We start from the raw sequence: 18,238 nt of genomic DNA, 5'->3' as shown, positions 1-18,238 counted from the left end.
CCGTTCGTGCAAGCCATTTTCCGTTGGTGATCATGGCGGGCGACAGCCCGGAAAATGATGACGACAGCCATTGACCTTTCATTAAGCAGCCCTATCCGAACCCACAGTGATTGCCAAATGAAAATTTCGGCGTTTATCAAAAACATGAAAAACACCGGAAAACCCAAGCAGGCAGTCAAAAAAACATGAAAACCAAAAAGATGAAAATAAGCGACTAATTTTTATTTATCAGTGCCTTGCGGTGCACAATAATACACGGATGCTAAGCATTTATGCTTGAATTATTGCGTCTGCATGTAAACACAAGCCCTCGTGCATGAACGGAACGAGGCTGTTCGACAGGGGCGTGCCCGGAGCTCAGGCCAGTTCGCGCATCCGCTCGAGCGCCTCTTCGACGCGGTCGACGGCGATCACGTTCAAGCCTTCGATCGGCTGTCGCGGTGCATTGGCCCGGGGAATGATGGTGGTATCGAAGCCGAGCTTCGCGGCCTCTTTCAGCCGTTCCTGGCCGCGAGGGGCCGGGCGGATTTCGCCGGCGAGCCCGACTTCACCGAAAACCGCCAGCCCTTGCCGCAATGGACGATCGCGCAGCGAGGAGGCGATGGCGAAGAGGATGGCGAGATCCGCCGCTGGCTCCGTGATCTTGACGCCGCCAACGGCATTGACGAACACATCCTGGTCGAAGCAGACGACGCCCGCATGGCGGTGCATGACGGCCAGCAGCATCGCCAGCCGTGTCGGCTCCAGGCCAACCGACAGCCGCCGGGGATTGGGACTCTGCGCCGAATCGACCAGGGCCTGAATCTCGACCAGCAGCGGCCGGGTGCCTTCCTGGGTGATCAGCACGCAGCTGCCGGCCACCTGCTGGGCATGCTGGGAGAGAAAGATCGCGGAGGGGTTGGAGACGCCGCGCAGGCCGCGCTCGGTCATGGCAAACACACCGAGTTCGTTGACCGCGCCGAAGCGGTTCTTGAAGGCCCGGATCAGCCGGAAGCTGGAATGGGTATCGCCTTCGAAGTACAGCACGGTGTCGACGATGTGCTCGAGGACGCGGGGACCTGCCAGCGTGCCGTCCTTGGTGACGTGTCCGACTAGGATCAGGCTGGTTCCGCTCTGCTTGGCAAAGCGCGTCAGCTGTGCCGCGCACTCGCGCACCTGGGCGACCGATCCCGGCGCGGATTGCAGGGCCTCGGAGTAGATGGTCTGGATCGAATCGATGACCGCCACGCGTGGCCGGGCTTCACGCAAGGCCTGGAGGATGCGTTCGAGATTGATCTCTGCCAGCATCTGCAATTCGGACGGTGGCAGCTGCAGGCGATGGGCGCGTAAAGCCACCTGCTCGCCCGATTCCTCGCCGCTGACGTACACGACCTTGTGCATGCCGGACAGATGCGAAAGCGCCTGCAGCAAGAGCGTCGATTTGCCGATGCCCGGATCGCCGCCGATCAACACGACACCACCCGCCACCAGACCGCCGCCCAGCACACGGTCGAACTCGTCCAGGCCCGTTGGCTGGCGCGGCTCCTCGCGCGGCTGCAGCGACGATAGCGGCTTGAGGCGGCTGGTCTCGCCAGCCAGCGCGGCAAACCGGCCACCCGCTGCGGCAGCCGGGCCGGCGGTGATGGCGGTCTCCACCAAAGTGTTCCAGGCCTGGCACTGCGGGCACTGCCCTTGCCAGCGGACTGTCTGGCCGCCGCATTCGCTACAGACGAAAGCGGTCCTTGCTTTTGCCATCAGCCCTCTGCGCCCGTGCCGCCGGCCATCCGGACGAACTCCTCGCAGACGTAGTCGGCAAATGCCGTGATCAGGCGCGAGCGGAACTTGTCGCGGGGCAGAATGACTTCGAGCGGGGTGTAGATGCGAGGCTCGAGGCGGATCGCGGCCAGCCGCCCTTCGGCAACGTCGCGCCTGATGGCGCGATCCGACGCGATCGCGAACCCCAGGCCCGCGGCCGCGAGCTGCTTGATCGCTGCCAGGCTGCCGAGTTCGGCGCACAGGCTGATTTCGCTTCCCGCAATGCCCGCGGCTTCGAAGAATTCATCGGCGATCTGGCGGATGCCGTTACCCGGATCACGGTCGATGAAAGGATGACCGATGAGATCCTTGGCCGTCAGCTTGTCGAACTTCGCCAGCGGATGGTCCGGGCTGCAGATGACCATGAGTTCGTCCCGGGCGGCACTGCGGCGCTCGATGCCATTCTGCTCGGTGACGATCTCGATCAGACCGATGTCGAGGTCGCGTGCAGCAACGCTGTCCTCGGTCAGCTTGGAGTTCCCGACCACGACGCGCGGCAGCACCCTGGGGTATTTGCGCTTGAAGCCTTCCAGCACCTCTGGCAGCCAGTAGGCCGCGATCGTCGTGCTGGTGCCGATCTTGATCTGCCCCGCCAGCTCGTCGGTCAACTCGGATACGCGTGAATCGAGCTCGGCAGACAGACCCAGGATGCGCTCGGCGTAGGCCAGCACGAGTTCGCCCGCGGGCGTGAGCGTGATCTTGCCGTGGCCGCGGTCGAGCAGACGCGTATCGAAGTGCTCTTCGAGCTGCTTGATCTGGAAGGTGACGGCCGGCTGAGTCATGTAGAGATGCTCGGCGGCACGCGTGAAGGAGCCGTGCTTGGCCACGGCATGGAATACCTGGAGTCTGCGGTCTGCCATGGTGTAGATAAGTATGATTTATTGCGTGGATTAGATCACAAACCCCTCCATATTGGACAGATGTCCTGTGCACTCATTGGGGCTGGATTGACTCCAGCAGCCCAAGCCGGTGTCCATCCATGTTATAAACCGCGATTCCCGACCACAGGTGCCCGGTACACTCACGATGCCGCTTGGCTTCTACATCATCATGGCAGCGCAGTTCTTCTCTGCGCTCGCGGACAATGCCCTGCTCATCGTCGCGATTGCCCTGCTTCGGGACATGGCTGCGCCATCGGAGTACGAGCCCCTCCTGAAGCTGTTCTTCACGGTGTCCTACGTTGCACTTGCGGCCTTCGTCGGCGCCTTTGCCGACTCCATGCCCAAATGGCGGGTGATGCTGATCAGCAACACGATCAAGATCGGCGGCTGTCTGATGCTGTTCCTCGGCGCCCATCCCCTGCTTGCCTACGCGGTGATCGGACTGGGAGCAGCAGCCTATTCCCCTGCGAAATACGGGATCCTGACCGAATACCTGCCCCACCGCCTGCTGGTCGTGGCCAACGGCTGGATCGAAGGCCTGACCGTCGGTGCGATCATCATCGGTACGGTGATGGGCGGTTTCATGATCCTCGGCGACGTCGGCGATGGCCTGATGGCCCTTGGCCTGCCCTTGGTCGACAAGCCTTTCGAAGCGGCCGTGCTCGTCATCGGCTCGCTTTACCTGATTGCAGCCATCTTCAATCTCTACATCCCCGACACCGGCGTCGACCACAAGCCGCTCAAGAGCAACCCTCTTTACCTGCTGCACGACTTCAACCACTGTCTGCGCCTGTTGTGGCGCGACAAGCTCGGGCAGATCTCGCTCGCCGTCACCACGCTGTTCTGGGGTGCGGGTGCGACGCTGCAGTTCATCGTGATCAAGTGGGCCGAGCACAACCTCGGCATGGGTCTGTCCCAGGCATCGATGATGCAAGGCGTCGTGGCGCTGGGGGTCGCGGCAGGCTCCATCGTCGCTGCGCGCTACGTGACCCTGCGCAAGTCGGTGAGGGTGATTCCGCTGGGCATTGCAATGGGTGTCGGCGTGATCTCGATGATCTTCGTCACCAACATCAACGCAGCAATGCTGCTGCTGGTGACGGTCGGTGCGCTGGCGGGTTTTTTCGTGGTGCCGATGAATGCGCTGCTGCAGCATCGCGGCCATATCCTGATGGGCGCGGGCCATTCGATCGCGGTGCAGAACTTCAACGAGAACCTGTCCATCCTGATCATGACCGGAACTTACGCGCTGCTGATCATGCTGGGGCTCTCGATCGATACCGTGATCGTCCTGTTCGGACTGTTCGTCGCCGGCACCATGCTACTGGTCAAGCTGCGGCATGAAGCAAATCAACGCGAATTCGACAGCGCTGCCCTGCTTGAAGACCGCAACCACTGAACGGCGCACTACCCCGCTGGCCAGTCGCCAGCGTCAGCCCTGCTTCGCTGCGCCTGCCTGCATCAGCCTGCGGGCGAAACACAGGTCGGCCCAGGCTTTGCCCTTGTCCTGGGGGTTACGCAGCAGATAGGCGGGGTGGTAGCTGACAACGACGGGAATGCCCTTGTAGTCGAAGACGCGGCCCCTGGCCCTGGAGATGCTGATTTCGGTGTTCAGCAGCGCCTGGGCGGCAGGACGGCCCAGAGCAAGCAGCAAGCGCGGCCTCACCAGTTCGATCTGGCGCTCGAGATAAGGCAGGCAGGCACCGATTTCCGCCGCCTCGGGCGTGCGGTTGTGTGGCGGTCGGCACTTGACTGCATTGGCGATGTACACCTTGCTACCTCGTTGAAGCTCCAGCGCAGCAAGCATGTTGTCCAGCAGGCGGCCGGCCTGGCCGACGAAAGGCTCGCCGCGCTGGTCCTCTTCGCGTCCAGGCCCCTCGCCCACCAACATCCAGTCGGCATCGCGGTCGCCGACGCCGGGGACGGCCTGCTTGCGCTGTTCACACAGAACGCATGCCCGGCAGCTTCGTATCTCCGCTTCCAGCGCATCCCAGTCGAGCGTGGCGATGTGCTTCAAGCGCTCAGGGGCGCCGACGTTGGCGGCCGGCTGGCTCGCGCGCGGGGATTCGCCGCGTAGTGCTGCCGGGCCGGAATGCGCAACGCCCGCCGGGGAGACACGCTCTCGGCTCGATGTCATATCGCCCACTGCCCGGGTGTCCGGCCAGCGCTCGGGAGGCATGAAGGTGGGCCGCAGGGCAACCGGAGAATCCGCCGGAGCAGCGGCAGGCGGCGGCATCTCCGCCACAGCCGCGTTTGCGTCGCTCTCCTCCAAGGCTGCCGATCTCAAGCGCCAGATCGGGCCCAGGCCCATTTCGCGGATGATCGCATCACGGCGGGAGCTTGGCCTGCGCAGGCGGGGGGCCATCCGTTCAGAGCTCCCGTCGCATCACGATGGCATCCTCGCGGCCGACGGCGGCCGGGTAGTAGGCCTTGCGCAAGCCGATCTGCTCGTAGCCCAGTGCCTGATACAGCGACAAGGCGGCAGTATTGGATGGGCGCACTTCGAGGAAGAACTGGGTCGCCCCCTTGTTGCGCGCATCGCCATGCAGCCATTCGAGAAGGATCCGGCCTAGCCCACGCCGCTGGGCACTGCGGATGACACTGATGTTGAGCAGATGAGCTTCGTCCAGAACAGCGAGCACGACGGCGTAGGCGACCATACCGCCCTCCTCTTTCATGACCCAGGCGCCATGGCCTGCAGTCAGCGAATCGAGAAAATTTCCACGGCTCCAGGGAAATGCGTGCAAGGCGGTTTCGTGAGGCTCGATCCAGTCGAGATCCCCGGCCTGCATGGGCACGAACTCGTGGCGCTCCTCCATGCTCAGGCCCTCCCGCCGCGCGCCAGGCGTTCGGCAGTGGTCAGCGCCACCTTGTCACGGACATAGATCGGCACGGCGGTTTCGGGCGATACCAGATCACCACGCACAGAGGAGGCTGCTCCCAGCAAGGCGACTTCGTCTGCTCGTGCAGTCAAACCATCCATGCAGACCGAAAGCTGATCGCTGAAACGCGTGTGCAAGGCATCGGGCCAGACGCGAAAGGCGGAGCCTGCTGCTGCCCAGCATCCGGGAGGCAACTCGACATCCTCGGGCGCCAGGCAGCGAATGGGAGATACTGGCCGCAGCACATTCTCACCGGTCTCGAAGGCGGCGCAATAGACTTCTCCCATTCGTGCATCCGTTGCCACGAATACCCGTTCAGCGCCGGCCTGCAGTGCGATGGCGTCCAGGCTGCCGATGACGGCGATCCCCAGGTCGGCTCCCAGGGCAAGCCCCTGGGCCACACCGCAGGCCAGCCGCAACCCGGTGAAGGCGCCTGGTCCGGCACCGAAGGCCACGGCATCAAGTGAGGAAACGGAAAGCCCGGCTTCGGCCAGCAATTCGCGCGCCTGGCCCAACACGGCTGCCGAATGCCGAGAAGCGCCTTCGATTCGGCGAGTGGCGATGGCTCCATCGACGAGAAGCGCCACACTGGCCAGTTCGGAAGAAGCTTCGAATGCGAGGATTTTCATGGTGCCGGTATTCTACCGGCTCCGACTGCGGGATTCAGTGCGGCTTCTTGTTTCTGGAGGGGCTGGACTGTTCCGGATACGCGCCGCGCACATCTCGGCGGATCGCGTTGAGCTCCTCGGTGTCCAAGGTGCGAGGCGGCTGCGCCTTGCCGCCTACTTCATGGGAGATCGTCATGATGTGATCGCGCAACCCGTCGTGGGGTTTCCCTTCCCGTATCGGTATCGAGCCGTTCGGCGACCCGGAATCGTCACCGCGCGTGCGTGCATCGGCAATGCCCGCGGCGCTGAGCAAGCAGAACGACAGCATACAGGTCATCACGTATCGGCCATGATGCGGCAGGACGGAAGGCCGGAAAACCGGAACTGGAGGGGCGAACGTCTGAGTCATCGGATGTCCATCAATGCGCTCTGCGCTTCGATCGTAGGCTAAAACATACGATAAACCGGAACTTCGCGACACCCCTCCGCATCGCACGCTGCTGGTGCATTGTAAAACGGTGTTGCCCGGTCGTCGGGCGCTTACGAAGCGTTACCGGTCATTCGCCACCGGCACTTCTCCAACACTGGCAAGCTCTCGTTTTGAAGGATAGGATTGATTCCATGAACCTCAAGACCCGTTACCGCGTACTGTTGGTGGATGATGACGCCCGGCTGCGTGAATTGCTGTCCCGCTATCTCCAGGAGCAGGGTTTCGCGGTGAAAGCCGTGAGCGATGCCCCGATGATGGATCGCGCATTGCATCGCGAGCACTTCGATCTGATGGTGCTTGACCTGATGCTGCCCGGCGAGGATGGCCTGGCGATCTGCCGCCGGCTTCGTGCCGCAGACAACAATCTGCCGATCATCATGCTGACCGCCAAGGGTGACGACGTGGATCGCATCGTTGGTCTCGAGATGGGGGCCGACGACTACATTGCCAAACCATTCAATCCGCGCGAACTCGTCGCCCGCATCCAGGCCGTGATGCGGCGGCAGCCGCACACCCTGCCCGGCGCGCCGACTGCCGAAGACGAGATCGTCGCTTTCGGCAACGTCAGCGTCAATCTGGGCACCCGCCTGCTGGAGCGCAATGGCGAGGAAATCCAGCTGACCACGGGAGAATTCTCGCTGCTCAAGGTGTTGCTGCAGCATCCGCGTCAACCCTTGTCGCGGGACAAGCTGATGGAGCTGGCCAGAGGGCGCGAATACGGTGTCTTCGACCGTGCAATCGACGTGCAGATATCCCGCTTGCGCAAACTCGTCGAGGAAGACCCGGCCAAGCCACGATTCATCCAGACTGTGTGGGGTTTCGGTTACGTGTTCGTGCCGGAGGATGTCAAGCACGAATCCGGCGAAGGCAAGGCTGCTGCCAGCGAGTAAGCGCGGCATGTCCGCCACGCAGCGCCCCGAGCGCCGGCCCCGTACGGCAATGCGCCTGCTGCAGGCCTGCCTGCCCGGCACCCTGCTCTGGCAGACTTTCCTGCTTGTCGCATTGCTGCTGATCGTGGCGCTCGGCGCCTGGTCCCAGATATTCAGTTACTTCCAGGAACCGGCCCGGTCGCGCGACGTGGCGCAGATGGTGGTTTCGGTGGTCAATCTCACCCGCACCGCGCTGATCAACGCCGATGCGGGGCGCAGAACCGATCTGCTGATCGAGCTCGCCGCACTCGAAGGCATCCGGATCTACCCGGCCGAAGCCTCCGATGAGGTGGAGCCCCTGCCCGACACCCGGCCGAACTGGCTGCTCACCAGTGATGTCCGCCGGCAATTGGGAAACCACACACGCTTCGCTTCGCGCTGGAAAACGCTCGAAGGCTTCTGGGTGAGTTTCCGGCTCGATCCTGTCGATCAGCACAATGAATACTGGGTCATGCTGCCAGGCGAGCGGATCGAAAGCCCGGATACCTTCGACTGGCTCGTCTGGGGGCTTGGCGCATTGTTTGCCGCAATGCTCGGCGCTTACCTGATCGCTTCGTGGATGGGCAGACCACTGCGCCAGGTGGCACGTGCGGCAAGGCTGGTAGGCAGCGGACAGATGCCGCCGCCGCTGGACGAGTCCGGCCCGCATGAAATTGCCGTGGTCGCCCACGCCTTCAACCAGATGACGGGGGATCTCGCTAGAACCGATGCGGACCGTGCCTTGATCCTCGCGGGCGTTTCCCACGACCTGCGCACGCCTCTGGCACGCCTGAGGCTCGGGGTCGAGATGTCGGGGGCGCCGGACAGCGAGGTCATCGCGATGGTTTCGGACATCGAGGAGATGGACCGGATCATCGGCCAGTTTCTCGACTTCGGCCGCGGCGTACCACAGGAACCTGCACAAGCGGTGGATATCGTGCAACTGGTGCGCGAAATAGCCGAGCCTTATCGCTTGAGGGGGATCGATCTCCATCTCGACACTCCCGGGATGCTGACATGCAACGCGCGTGCCCTGTCCTTGCGCAGGGCTCTCGCCAACCTGATCGACAATGCCTTGCGCTATGCAGGAGAGGACAAGCGGCTCGACATCATGGTCGGGCCGCACGGAGGTTTTGCCTGCATCGAAGTGGCCGATCGGGGCCCTGGCATTCCCGAAGACGAAGTCGAGCGCATGCGCCACCCCTTCACCCGGCTCGAAAAAGCCCGGAGCAACACCAAGGGAGCCGGCCTGGGGCTGGCGATCGTCGAACGTGTGATGCGTTCCCATGGCGGTCGGCTGGATCTGCTGCCCCGCGAAGGCGGGGGTCTCAGAGCGATCCTGTGCCTGCCGACAGATGGAAACCCGACCGCGCGCGCTAGAATGCACGGCTCACAGGAGGACAGCCCTTCCCATGCCCACTGATACCGCCCTGCCACCGAACGCCACGCCATACGAACGCCTGGGCGGCGAGGCTGCCGTCCGCAAGCTGGTCAGGCGCTTCTATGAACTCATGGACACGCTTCCCGAGGCCTGGAGTGTGCGCCGGATGCATGCGGAAGATCTTTCCGGTTCGGAAGAAAAGCTTTTTCTGTTCCTGTCCGGCTGGCTCGGCGGGCCGAATCTCTATGTCGAGCGCTACGGCCACCCTTTTCTTCGGGCCAGGCATCTGCCGTTCTCGATCGGCGTCCAGGAGCGCGATGAATGGCTGCTCTGCATGCGTCAGGCACTCGAAGAGCAGATCGCCGACGGTGCGCTGCGTGCCAGCCTGCTCGGCGCGTTCTCGTCGCTCGCGAACCATATGCGCAACCGGTCAGAAAGTGGAACTGCAAGTACGGCCGTGACGCCTGACACGGTCGGCAACGGGCAGTCCTGAACACTATCGCTATAATTCGACCGCATGAAATTCCTCTTCGACCTTCTTCCGGTCATCCTCTTCTTCGCTGCCTACAAGCTTGCCGGGGCCCAGCCCGAAGCCTCCCATGCGTTTGCGGCCCAATGGCTGGGTGGCGGCATCGACATCTCGCAGGCACCGATCCTGATCGCGACTGCAGTCGCGATCGTCGCCACCTTCGCGCAGATCGCGATCGTCTGGGGCAAGCACCGCAAGGTCGACACCATGCTCTGGGTGAGCCTGGCGATCATCACCGTGTTCGGCGGAGCAACGCTGTTCTTTCACAATCCCACTTTCATCAAGTGGAAGCCGACCGCGCTCTACTGGCTGTTCGGCGCCGTGCTGATTGGTTCGGCGGTGCTGTTCAGGCGCAATCTGATCCGCAAGATGCTCGAAGCCCAGATACAGCTGCCCGACGATGTCTGGTCACGTCTGAACCTGGCCTGGGCGGGCTTCTTCGTCGCCATGGGTCTGCTCAATCTCTACGTCGCCTACAGCTTCAGTGAGGAAGCCTGGGTCAACTTCAAGCTGTTTGGCGGAATGGGCCTGATGCTTGCCTTCGTGCTCGGCCAGGGCTTCTATCTTTCGCGCCATATCGAAGAGGAAAAAAACTGATGTTTTATGCCCTGATCGGAGAAGACGCTCCCGATACGCTGGAACGGCGCATGGCAGTGCGGCCGGAACACCTCGCCCGCCTGCAGGCGCTGAGGGACGAAGGCCGCCTGCTGCTCGCCGGCCCCATGCCCGCGATCGACTCGCCCGACCCCGGGCCCGCCGGCTTTGTCGGCAGTCTCGTCGTAGCCGAATTCGATTCGCTGGCCAGCGCGGAAAAATGGCTGGCCGAAGATGCCTATGTGCGTGAAGGCGTTTTCGCCAAAACCACCATACGCCCGTTCCGCAAGGTCCTGCCATGAGCGCCGATGTTGCGGAGCGGATCAGGCTGCGCCTGATCGACGCTTTTGCGCCCGACGAACTCGATATCCGCGACGACAGCGCCCTGCATGCCGGCCATGCCGGCGCACGTAGCGGCGGCGGCCACTACGATCTGCGCATCGTCGCCAATGCCTTCGCCGGGCGTGGCACGGTGGCCCGCCATCGCATGATTTACGAAGCCTTGGGCGACATGATGAAAAAGGACATTCACGCGCTCGCCATCAAGGCAATGACGGCCGACGAGGCCACCCAAGCAACCCACCCCTGAAGGAATATCGATGAAACGCTTCCCGAGCCGCCTCGCCATCGCCATGCTGGCTGGTTTTCTCGCTCTCCCCGCCACCGCGGCTGCCCCGGTGGCCAAGGTCAACGGCGTAGCCATCCCGGCCGAGCGCGCAGAAGCGATGCTTGCCGAACAACGTGCCCAGGGCGCGCAGGACAGCACCCAGCTGCAGGACGCCGTGCGCGAAGAACTGGTCCGCCGTGAAGTCCTGAGCCAGGAGGCAAGCAACAAAGGGCTGGCCAAAAAGCCCGAAGTACAGACCCAGATGGAACTGGCCAAGCAGGCCATCCTGATCCGCGCCTATCTTCAGGACTTCGTCCAGAAGAACCCGGTCACCGACGCCGAGGTCCAGAAGGAATACGACGCGATCAAGAGCCGCATGGGTGACAAGGAATACAAGCCTCGCCACGTGCTGGTCGAGACCGAAAACGAGGCCAAGGCGATCATCGCCAAGCTGCAGTCGGGCACGCCTTTCGAGGAGGTCGCGAAGGAGTCGCGCGACCCCGGTTCCAAGGACCGTGGCGGTGATCTCGGCTGGAGCAACCCGGCGATGTTCGTCCAGCCCTTCTCCGAAGCCATGGTCAAGCTCGAGAAAGGCAAGTTCACTCCCACGCCGGTGAAGAGCGACTTCGGCTACCACGTCATCCAGCTCGATGACGTGCGTACGACCCAGGCTCCTCCGCTCAGCGAGGTCAAGCCGCAGCTGCAGCAACGCCTGCAGCAGCAGAAGATCGAGAAGCATGTGCTCGATCTGCGCAGCAAGGCCAAGGTGGAGTAAGTCCCCCTCTTCGCATGGCGGGCTTCGGCCCGCCCTCGAAGGCAAGAAAGAGAGGCTGGATCATCGTGATCCAGCCTCTCTTTCTTTTGGCGCTTCAGCAGGCGGCCGCAAGGCCGCCCGCTGGTCAGAACTGCTCTTCCGTAAGCTCGAGCGCAGCCGTTGCGCCATTGACGATGGTGTAGGCCAGGCCAGGTGCCTGCGCCAGCACATGATCGGCGTAGAAGCGCGCGGTGACGATCTTGCCCTGATAGAAGCCGGACTCGCCCTCGCCGGCCTGCAGCTTCTGCCTGGCAAGCAGCGCCGCACGGCCCATCTGCCAGCCACCTGCGACAATGCCCAGCAGCTTCAGGAAGGGGACCGAACCCACCGACGCGGCCTTCACGTCCTTGCCGTAAGTGGCCAGGATATAGGCGACCGCCTCTTCCACCGCAGCGATGCCTGCATCGAGCGACCTGGCAATGGCAGAGAATGCGTCACCGCCCGCGGCGGCCAGTTCGGCCTGGACCCCACGCATCACCTTGATCACGGCAGCAATGGTGGCGCCGTTCTCACGCGCGATCTTGCGCCCGATCAGGTCATTCGCCTGGATTGCAGTGGTGCCTTCGTAGATCGTCGTGATGCGCGCATCGCGCAGATGCTGGGCAGCGCCGGTTTCCTCGATGAAGCCCATGCCGCCGTGAACCTGCACGCCATCCGAAGCCACGTCGATCGAATTCTCGGTGCTCCAGCCTTTGACCACCGGGATCATCAGGTTGACAAAGGCCTGGTTCTGCGCCCGGACCGCTTCGTCGGGATGGTGGTGGGCCTTGTCGGTGGCAGCGGCAACCACGTAGGCCAGTGCGCGCATCGCCTCGGTCTTGCTCTTCATGTTCATCAACAGGCGGCGAATGTCCGCATGATGGATGATGCTGACCTTCGGGCCGCCACGCACGCCTGCTTCGGTGCCCTGCACACGATCCTTCGCATACTGCAGGGCGTGCTGGTAAGCGCGCTCCGACAGCGCCAGGCCTTCCATGCCGACCGCAAAGCGGGCTTCGTTCATCATGATGAACATGTATTCCAGGCCGCGGTTCGGCTCTCCCACGAGGGTGCCGATCGCCCCGCCCTTGTCGCCGAAAGCAAGCACTGCGGTCGGACTGGCGTGGATGCCGAGCTTGTGCTCGATCGACACGCAGTGCACGTCGTTGCGCGCACCGATGCTGCCATCGGCATTGACTAGGAACTTGGGCACGACGAACAGCGAGATGCCCTTCACCCCCTCGGGCGCGTCCGGCAGGCGGGCGAGCACCAGGTGGATGATGTTGTCGGTCATGTCATGCTCGCCGTAGGTGATGAAGATCTTCTGGCCGAAGATCTTGTAGGTGCCATCACCCTGCGGTTCGGCCTTCGTGCGCACGGCAGCCAGATCCGAGCCCGCCTGGGGTTCGGTCAGGTTCATGGTCCCGGTCCATTCGCCGGAAACCATCTTCGGCAGGTACATGTCCTTCTGCTCGTCTGTGCCGCGCAGCATCAGCGCTTCAATGGCGCCGGTGGTCAGCATCGGACACAGCGAGAAGGCCATGTTGGCCGATTTCCACATTTCCATCACCGCAGTGGACAACAGCTTGGGCAGGCCCTGGCCGCCATACTTGGGATCGCAGGCAATTGCCGTCCAGCCGGACTCGCGGAACTGGTCGTAGGCATGTTTCCAACCCGGCGCGGTATGTACTTCGGTGTCCTTCCACCTGGCTCCTTCCTGATCGCCGATCCGGTTCAGCGGCGCGAGCACGCCACTGGCGAACTTGTCGGCTTCTTCAAGGATGGCATCGACCAGATCGATCGAAACCTCTTCGTTCCCGGGCAGTTGGGCGACTTCGTCGAGACCTGCCAGTTCACGCATCGCGAACTGCATGTCGCGAATCGGGGCACTGTAATTGCTCATGGATTCGGTATCTCCCTCAGATTGTTGGAATCATTTGTTGATCAGGTAGCGATTGTCGTCGAAGCCGGCTACCCAGTCCGGCCGGTAAACCACCAGCAAAGTCACGATTGCACCGCTGATCCAGGCTTCTGCAAAGCCGAGGAGCAGGAAATAAGGCAGGTATTCCGCCAGCAGGTAATCGGCAGGATAGGCACCTGCCGCGGCCAGTGCCGCCGACGCGGTCAGGCCCTGGAGCATGACGGTCAGTGCAGCCCCGGCGAAACCCATGACGAAGATGAAGATGAAGAAATGGGCCGGCAGCCAGCGCTCTATGGCGCGCTGGATCAGGTGCGCGATGGCCACCGGAATCGCCGCCATCAGGATGAAATTGATCGGCCATGCGCTCCACTCCACCGCTCCGTTCAAGGAGATTCCCGTCAATGCCCCCGCCAGCGCCAGCAGCGCCAGCCAGGGGCCGAAAATCAGGGTGGCAGCCATTGCACCAAGCATGTGCAGGCTCAAGCCGGGCTTTATTCCTGCCCGCATGCTCCACAGAAGCATCAGCCCGACGATGAAGCCGAGCAGCAGATTGAGCTGCGACCCGTTCTGCAGACGACGCCATGGCGCACGCAGCAGCAGTTTCGACAGGATGAACACGGACAGCGCCAGCATGATCCAGTGCCAGGACGCCGGGAACAGCGAACTTGCGAGATTCATGCGGACGCTGTCCGTTACCGGTCAGCTCAGACGGCCGCGGTGAGTTCCGGTACGACCTCGAACAGATCGCCCACCAGGCCGTAGTCGGCCACCTGGAAGATCGGCGCCTCCGGATCCTTGTTGATCGCCACGATCACCTTCGAGTCCTTCATCCCCGCCAGGTGCTGGATCGCCCCCGAGATGCCCACCGCGATGTACAGCTGCGGCGCCACGATCTTGCCCGTCTGGCCCACCTGGTAGTCATTGGGCACGTAGCCCGCATCGACCGCCGCACGGCTCGCGCCCAGCGCCGCCCCCAGCTTGTCCGCCAGCGGCTCGAGCAGCGTGTGGTAGTTCTCGCCGCTGCCCACGCCACGGCCGCCCGAGACGATGATCCTGGCCGCGCCCAGCTCGGGGCGCTCGCTCTTGGTCAGCTCGCGGCTGACCAGCGCCGCCACGCCCAGGTCGGCTCCCGCCGCCAGCGCCTCGACCGGGGCGGCACCGCCTTCTGCGGCCGCATCGAAGGCGGTGGTGCGCACCGTGATGACCTTGATCGCATCGGCGCTCCTGACCGTCGCCAGTGCGTTGCCGGCGTAGATCGGGCGCACGAAGGTGTCGGCGCTTTCGATGGCGACGATGTCGCTGATCTGCGCCACGTCCAGCAGCGCCGCCACCCGCGGCAGCATGTTCTTGCCGTTCGGCGTCGCCGGCGCCAGCACGTGGCTGTAGTTCGGCGCGAGGCCCTTGACCAGTTCGGCCACGTTCTCCGCCGTCTGCGCTTCGTAGTGCGGCGCATCGCACGCCAGCACCTTGGCCACGCCGGCGATCTTCGCCGCCGCCTCGGCCGCCGCGCCGCAGCCGGCACCGGCCACCAGCACGTGGATGTCGCCGCCCAGCCTGGCCGCCGCGGTCACGGTGTTGAGCGTGGCGGCCTTGAGCGATTGGTTGTCGTGTTCGGCAATGACGAGAATGGCCATGTTCAGATCACCTTCGCAACGTTCTTGAGTTTGTCGACCAGTTGGGCGACGTCCGCCACCCGCTCTCCCGCGCTGCGCTTGGGCGGTTCGGCCACTTTCAGCGTCTGCAGCCGCGGCGCCACGTCCACGCCCAGCTCTTCCGGCTTCAGCGTGTCGAGCGGCTTCTTCTTCGCCTTCATGATGTTGGGCAGCGTCGCGTAGCGCGGCTCGTTGAGCCGCAGGTCCGTCGTCACCACCGCCGGCAGCGCGATCGACAGCGTCTCCAGCCCACCGTCGATCTCGCGCGTGACCTGCGCCTTGCCGTCCGCGATCACCAGCTTCGAGGCAAACGTCGCCTGCGGCCAGCCCGCCAGCGCCGCCAGCATCTGCCCGGTCTGGTTGGCGTCGTCGTCGATCGCCTGCTTGCCGCCAATCACCAGCGCCGGCTGTTCCCTGTCGGCCACCGCCTTCAGCAGCTTGGCCACCGCCAGCGGCTGCAGCTCGGCATCCGTCTCGACCAGGATCGCACGGTCGGCGCCGATCGCCAGCGCCGCGCGCAGCGTCTCCTGGCACGCCCCCACGCCGCAGCTCACCGCCACCACCTCCGTGGCCACCCCGGCTTCCTTCAGCCGAACCGCCTCTTCCACCGCAATCTCGTCGAACGGGTTCATGCTCATCTTGACGTTGGCAATATCCACGCCGCTGCCGTCGGCCTTGACGCGAACCTTCACGTTGTAATCGACAACGCGTTTCACGGGTACGAGAATCTTCACTCTGCCGCGCTCCTTTCATTGGTCAGAATATCTTCCGGCGACTGCGACCGGGGTGGATGATTATGTCACTGCTTAATGGACATGACACGCTTGCGTGACTGTGACTGAAGGTCCGCTCCATGCCATCCTTACATACGGTAGCGTATGGAGAAAGAATCGTCAATACTATTCCGTATGGAAAAAACAGCAAAGAAACCTCGTACCCAACTCGACCGCCAGAGCTGGATCAACGCTGCCATCGAAGTCATGGCCGAAGAGGGAATCGCCGGCCTGCGGGTCGAAGTGCTCGCCAAGCGGCTCAAGGTCACGAAAGGCAGCTTCTACTGGCACTTCGACGATCGCCGCGACCTGTTGATGGCGATATTGCAGCACTGGAAGGAAGGCCGGATCTGCGACATCATCAAGCAGACCAGAGCTCAACCCGGCAATGAACTTGCCCAGATCTACCACGTCATCGATGTCTACAGCGCCAGCCGCAGCCGCCGCGGCATGATGATTGAGCTTGCCGTGCGGGATTGGGCACGCCGCGACACTGAGGCCGCTGCAATCGTCGCCGAAGTGGACGATGTCCGCCTGCGCTGTGCCCGGGATCTCTTCCTGGCCTGCGGTGTGCCGATGGAAGAGGCCTCGAGCCGCTGCATGCTGCTCTACGCCTACGTGTTCGGTGTGTCGCTGATGATCTACGAAAAATTCGACAGTGACGTGCTCCGCCTCAAACGCGACATTGCCGACCTGATCGCGCGCTCCGGATCCACGACCGCACGTGCGACAGCACCCGGAGCCGACAGGCTTCAGGCACCAACGGCCTGAGCGGGACGCCAGCGCAGGACTTCAGTTGCGTTCCGACCGGTCGCTGCGGTGATTTCTCCAACCGTGACACCACGCAATTCAGCCAGAATCTCCGCATAGCGCGGCAGATGCGCCGGCTCGTTGCGCTGTCCCCTTGCCCATTCGGGGGGGATGTCGGGCGCGTCGGTTTCGAGCACGATCGCATCCAGCGGCAAGGTAGCGGCGAGTTCGCGGATACGCGTCGAGCCGCTGAAGCTCAGCGTCCCGCCGAAACCGAGCTTGAAACCGAGGTTGATCAAGGCATCCGCCTGCTGTCTGCTGCCGTTGAAGGCATGGGCGATACCGCCCGGCACGCCGATGCGCCGCAGCTGCTTGAGGATGGGGTCGATCGCACGGCGCACGTGCAGGATCACCGGAAGCCCATGGCGCCGGGCAAGCCTGAGCTGGGCGACGAAAAAATCGAGTTGCCGCGCATGATCGATGCCGGGAACGAAATGGTCCAGGCCGATTTCGCCCACCGCCACCGCCCCGCCCTGGCCGAGGTACTGGTCGAGCACGTCGATGTCTTCCATCCGCGCCGGCATCACGTACATCGGATGGACGCCCAGCGCGAAGCACGCATCGGCATTCGCCGCTGCGACGTCCCGCACGGCATCGAAGTTGGCCCGCTCGACTGCCGGCACGACGAAGCCGGCGACACCGCCGCCCCGGGCGGCATCGATGGCCTGCCTGCGATCCGGATCGAACTCTGCAGCGTCGAGATGGATGTGGGTATCGATCAGCATGCTGCCAATACGGCGGCCCAGGCCGGCCGCCGCTTCGAGGAGCTCAGCGTCCTTTCCACACCGGCTTGCGCTTGGCGGCGAACGCGTCCATGCCTTCGGCCGCGTCATCGCACATGGCGTTGCAGGCCATGGTTTCGGCCGCCATCTGGTAGGCCGCGTCGAGGCCCATTTCGAGCTGCTTGTAGAACATCTGCTTGCCCATGCGGATCGCGACCGGCGATTTGGCAACGATCGAGGCCGCCAGCCGGCCGACTTCGTCATCGAGCTGCTCGAGCGGCACCACACGGTTCACCAGCCCGCGGCGCTGGGCTTCATGAGCGTCGATGAAATCGCCTGTGACCAGCATCTCGAACGCTTCCTTGCGGCCCATGTTGCGCGACAGGCCGACGCCCGGCGTGGCGCAGAACAGGCCGACGTTGATGCCCGACACCGCAAAGCGGGATACGTCGGCAGCCACAGCGAGATCGCACATCGATACCAGCTGGCAACCTGCCGCGGTGGCAATGCCATGCACGCGCGCGATGACCGGCTGCGGCAACTCGGTCAGCTTCATCATGAACTTGCCGCACAGGCGGAACAGCCGCTGCTGGAAATCCTTGCTGTAGTTGCCGCGCATTTCCTTCAAATCGTGACCTGCGCAAAAGGCCTTGCCTTCGCCTGCCAGCACGATCACGCGCACGCTGTCGTCACGGGCGATCTCGTCGACTGCCGCAATCAGCGTCTCGAGCATCTCGAAAGACAAGGAGTTGAACTGGTTCGGACGATTCAGCGTCAGTGTGGTGATTCCGCCATCGTCATGGCGCAGCAGCATCGGCTCGGAACTGGAAACGGGAACAGCGCTCATGAGGTCTCCTTGCGTGATCGATTATGTGCGTGCAATGCCACCTTGGCCG

The 18,238-nt window shown here is 63.4% G+C and carries 21 protein-coding genes; 9 read left to right on the top strand and 12 right to left on the bottom strand.

Going from position 1 to position 18,238, the window contains the following annotated elements; genetic code table 11:
* Positions 1–357: 357 nt before the first annotated feature.
* Complete coding sequence (radA, locus tag QM748_RS05420; RefSeq protein WP_415246019.1) at positions 358–1,734, bottom strand: DNA repair protein RadA; 1,377 nt, start codon at positions 1,732–1,734, stop codon at positions 358–360.
* Positions 1,734–2,654 carry a LysR family transcriptional regulator gene (locus QM748_RS05415; protein WP_415246018.1) on the bottom strand — a complete coding sequence of 307 codons (921 nt, stop codon included), beginning with the start codon at positions 2,652–2,654 and terminating at the stop codon, positions 1,734–1,736. The genes radA and QM748_RS05415 overlap by 1 nt, the downstream gene beginning before the upstream one ends.
* Positions 2,655–2,820: 166 nt before the next feature.
* Here QM748_RS05415 and lplT point away from each other — a divergent pair, with 166 nt between their 5' ends.
* Positions 2,821–4,071 carry a lysophospholipid transporter LplT gene (lplT, locus tag QM748_RS05410; protein WP_415246017.1) on the top strand — a complete coding sequence of 417 codons (1,251 nt, stop codon included), beginning with the start codon at positions 2,821–2,823 and terminating at the stop codon, positions 4,069–4,071.
* A 33-nt stretch (positions 4,072–4,104) separates the two neighbouring features.
* Here the strand turns inward: lplT and QM748_RS05405 are convergent, their stop codons facing one another.
* Genes QM748_RS05405 through QM748_RS05390 form a run of 4 tightly spaced genes read right to left on the bottom strand, consistent with a single transcriptional unit; the run spans position 4,105 to position 6,571 of the window.
* Positions 4,105–5,037, bottom strand: coding sequence for a uracil-DNA glycosylase (locus QM748_RS05405; protein ID WP_415246016.1), 933 nt, complete (start codon positions 5,035–5,037; stop codon positions 4,105–4,107).
* A gap of 4 nt (positions 5,038–5,041) precedes the next feature.
* Positions 5,042–5,491 carry a ribosomal protein S18-alanine N-acetyltransferase gene (rimI, locus tag QM748_RS05400; protein ID WP_415246015.1) on the bottom strand — a complete coding sequence of 150 codons (450 nt, stop codon included), beginning with the start codon at positions 5,489–5,491 and terminating at the stop codon, positions 5,042–5,044.
* Positions 5,492–5,493: 2 nt separating this feature from the next.
* Positions 5,494–6,183, bottom strand: a complete 690-nt coding sequence (gene tsaB, locus QM748_RS05395) for a tRNA (adenosine(37)-N6)-threonylcarbamoyltransferase complex dimerization subunit type 1 TsaB (RefSeq protein WP_415246014.1) — start codon at positions 6,181–6,183, stop codon at positions 5,494–5,496.
* A gap of 34 nt (positions 6,184–6,217) precedes the next feature.
* Positions 6,218–6,571 (bottom strand): hypothetical protein, encoded by a 354-nt coding sequence (locus QM748_RS05390; RefSeq protein WP_415246013.1) that lies wholly within the window; start codon positions 6,569–6,571, stop codon positions 6,218–6,220.
* A gap of 212 nt (positions 6,572–6,783) precedes the next feature.
* On the opposite strand from QM748_RS05390, the gene ompR reads away from it, so the two are divergent.
* From ompR to QM748_RS05355, 7 genes are read left to right on the top strand one after another with little or no spacing between them, the layout of a single operon-like run.
* The gene (gene ompR, locus QM748_RS05385; RefSeq protein WP_415246012.1) at positions 6,784–7,542 is read left to right on the top strand and encodes a two-component system response regulator OmpR; all 759 of its coding nucleotides are present in this window, start codon (positions 6,784–6,786) and stop codon (positions 7,540–7,542) included.
* Between the two features lie 49 nt (positions 7,543–7,591).
* Positions 7,592–8,983: an ATP-binding protein gene (locus QM748_RS05380; protein ID WP_415246011.1), complete on the top strand. Its 1,392-nt coding sequence runs from the start codon at positions 7,592–7,594 to the stop codon at positions 8,981–8,983.
* Entirely contained in the window at positions 8,973–9,434 is a 462-nt protein-coding gene (locus QM748_RS05375; RefSeq protein ID WP_415246010.1) for a group II truncated hemoglobin, read from the top strand. The genes QM748_RS05380 and QM748_RS05375 overlap by 11 nt, the downstream gene beginning before the upstream one ends.
* Before the next feature lie 24 nt (positions 9,435–9,458).
* Positions 9,459–10,067 (top strand): septation protein A, encoded by a 609-nt coding sequence (locus QM748_RS05370; RefSeq protein ID WP_415246009.1) that lies wholly within the window; start codon positions 9,459–9,461, stop codon positions 10,065–10,067.
* The gene (locus tag QM748_RS05365; RefSeq protein ID WP_415246008.1) at positions 10,067–10,366 is read left to right on the top strand and encodes a YciI family protein; all 300 of its coding nucleotides are present in this window, start codon (positions 10,067–10,069) and stop codon (positions 10,364–10,366) included. The genes QM748_RS05370 and QM748_RS05365 overlap by 1 nt, the downstream gene beginning before the upstream one ends.
* On the top strand, positions 10,363–10,653 hold the full coding sequence (locus QM748_RS05360; RefSeq protein ID WP_415246007.1) for a BolA family protein: 291 nt from the start codon (positions 10,363–10,365) through the stop codon (positions 10,651–10,653). Before QM748_RS05365 ends, QM748_RS05360 begins: the two co-directional genes overlap by 4 nt.
* Before the next feature lie 10 nt (positions 10,654–10,663).
* A complete protein-coding gene (locus QM748_RS05355) occupies positions 10,664–11,446 on the top strand; it encodes a peptidylprolyl isomerase (protein WP_415246006.1) in 783 nt (260 codons plus the stop codon).
* Between the two features lie 124 nt (positions 11,447–11,570).
* Here the strand turns inward: QM748_RS05355 and QM748_RS05350 are convergent, their stop codons facing one another.
* From QM748_RS05350 to QM748_RS05335, 4 genes are read right to left on the bottom strand one after another with little or no spacing between them, the layout of a single operon-like run.
* A complete protein-coding gene (locus QM748_RS05350; RefSeq protein WP_415246005.1) occupies positions 11,571–13,367 on the bottom strand; it encodes an acyl-CoA dehydrogenase in 1,797 nt (598 codons plus the stop codon).
* A gap of 30 nt (positions 13,368–13,397) precedes the next feature.
* A complete protein-coding gene (locus tag QM748_RS05345; RefSeq protein ID WP_415246004.1) occupies positions 13,398–14,063 on the bottom strand; it encodes an energy-coupling factor ABC transporter permease in 666 nt (221 codons plus the stop codon).
* A 26-nt stretch (positions 14,064–14,089) separates the two neighbouring features.
* A complete protein-coding gene (locus QM748_RS05340; protein ID WP_415246003.1) occupies positions 14,090–15,019 on the bottom strand; it encodes an electron transfer flavoprotein subunit alpha/FixB family protein in 930 nt (309 codons plus the stop codon).
* Between the two features lie 2 nt (positions 15,020–15,021).
* Positions 15,022–15,771 carry an electron transfer flavoprotein subunit beta/FixA family protein gene (locus QM748_RS05335; RefSeq protein ID WP_415246002.1) on the bottom strand — a complete coding sequence of 250 codons (750 nt, stop codon included), beginning with the start codon at positions 15,769–15,771 and terminating at the stop codon, positions 15,022–15,024.
* A gap of 174 nt (positions 15,772–15,945) precedes the next feature.
* Between QM748_RS05335 and QM748_RS05330 the strand changes: the two genes are divergently transcribed.
* The gene (locus QM748_RS05330; RefSeq protein WP_415248023.1) at positions 15,946–16,581 is read left to right on the top strand and encodes a TetR/AcrR family transcriptional regulator; all 636 of its coding nucleotides are present in this window, start codon (positions 15,946–15,948) and stop codon (positions 16,579–16,581) included.
* Here QM748_RS05330 and QM748_RS05325 read toward each other — a convergent pair.
* Positions 16,563–17,345 (bottom strand): TatD family hydrolase, encoded by a 783-nt coding sequence (locus tag QM748_RS05325; protein WP_415246001.1) that lies wholly within the window; start codon positions 17,343–17,345, stop codon positions 16,563–16,565. The genes QM748_RS05330 and QM748_RS05325 overlap by 19 nt on opposite strands.
* A 43-nt stretch (positions 17,346–17,388) precedes the next feature.
* Positions 17,389–18,189 carry an enoyl-CoA hydratase gene (locus QM748_RS05320; RefSeq protein ID WP_415246000.1) on the bottom strand — a complete coding sequence of 267 codons (801 nt, stop codon included), beginning with the start codon at positions 18,187–18,189 and terminating at the stop codon, positions 17,389–17,391.
* Between the last annotated feature and the right edge of the window lie 49 nt (positions 18,190–18,238).

The organism is Thauera sp. (assembly GCF_047601425.1).
GTDB lineage: Bacteria > Pseudomonadota > Gammaproteobacteria > Burkholderiales > Rhodocyclaceae > Thauera.
Note: the sequence above shows the minus strand (reverse complement) of the source record. Positions and strands in the feature narration are given on the sequence as shown.

Excerpts from the sequence above, each read along its gene's own strand:
- radA (WP_415246019.1), bottom strand. The coding sequence starts at position 1,734 with ATGGCAAAAGCAAGGACCGCTTTCGTCTGTAGCGAATGCGGCGGCCAG.
- QM748_RS05415 (WP_415246018.1), bottom strand. The coding sequence starts at position 2,654 with ATGGCAGACCGCAGACTCCAGGTATTCCATGCCGTGGCCAAGCACGGC.
- lplT (WP_415246017.1), top strand. The coding sequence starts at position 2,821 with ATGCCGCTTGGCTTCTACATCATCATGGCAGCGCAGTTCTTCTCTGCG.
- QM748_RS05405 (WP_415246016.1), bottom strand. The coding sequence starts at position 5,037 with ATGGCCCCCCGCCTGCGCAGGCCAAGCTCCCGCCGTGATGCGATCATC.
- rimI (WP_415246015.1), bottom strand. The coding sequence starts at position 5,491 with ATGGAGGAGCGCCACGAGTTCGTGCCCATGCAGGCCGGGGATCTCGAC.
- tsaB (WP_415246014.1), bottom strand. The coding sequence starts at position 6,183 with ATGAAAATCCTCGCATTCGAAGCTTCTTCCGAACTGGCCAGTGTGGCG.
- QM748_RS05390 (WP_415246013.1), bottom strand. The coding sequence starts at position 6,571 with ATGACTCAGACGTTCGCCCCTCCAGTTCCGGTTTTCCGGCCTTCCGTC.
- ompR (WP_415246012.1), top strand. The coding sequence starts at position 6,784 with ATGAACCTCAAGACCCGTTACCGCGTACTGTTGGTGGATGATGACGCC.
- QM748_RS05380 (WP_415246011.1), top strand. The coding sequence starts at position 7,592 with ATGCGCCTGCTGCAGGCCTGCCTGCCCGGCACCCTGCTCTGGCAGACT.
- QM748_RS05375 (WP_415246010.1), top strand. The coding sequence starts at position 8,973 with ATGCCCACTGATACCGCCCTGCCACCGAACGCCACGCCATACGAACGC.
- QM748_RS05370 (WP_415246009.1), top strand. The coding sequence starts at position 9,459 with ATGAAATTCCTCTTCGACCTTCTTCCGGTCATCCTCTTCTTCGCTGCC.
- QM748_RS05365 (WP_415246008.1), top strand. The coding sequence starts at position 10,067 with ATGTTTTATGCCCTGATCGGAGAAGACGCTCCCGATACGCTGGAACGG.
- QM748_RS05360 (WP_415246007.1), top strand. The coding sequence starts at position 10,363 with ATGAGCGCCGATGTTGCGGAGCGGATCAGGCTGCGCCTGATCGACGCT.
- QM748_RS05355 (WP_415246006.1), top strand. The coding sequence starts at position 10,664 with ATGAAACGCTTCCCGAGCCGCCTCGCCATCGCCATGCTGGCTGGTTTT.
- QM748_RS05350 (WP_415246005.1), bottom strand. The coding sequence starts at position 13,367 with ATGAGCAATTACAGTGCCCCGATTCGCGACATGCAGTTCGCGATGCGT.
- QM748_RS05345 (WP_415246004.1), bottom strand. The coding sequence starts at position 14,063 with ATGAATCTCGCAAGTTCGCTGTTCCCGGCGTCCTGGCACTGGATCATG.
- QM748_RS05340 (WP_415246003.1), bottom strand. The coding sequence starts at position 15,019 with ATGGCCATTCTCGTCATTGCCGAACACGACAACCAATCGCTCAAGGCC.
- QM748_RS05330 (WP_415248023.1), top strand. The coding sequence starts at position 15,946 with ATGGAAAAAACAGCAAAGAAACCTCGTACCCAACTCGACCGCCAGAGC.
- QM748_RS05325 (WP_415246001.1), bottom strand. The coding sequence starts at position 17,345 with ATGCTGATCGATACCCACATCCATCTCGACGCTGCAGAGTTCGATCCG.
- QM748_RS05320 (WP_415246000.1), bottom strand. The coding sequence starts at position 18,189 with ATGAGCGCTGTTCCCGTTTCCAGTTCCGAGCCGATGCTGCTGCGCCAT.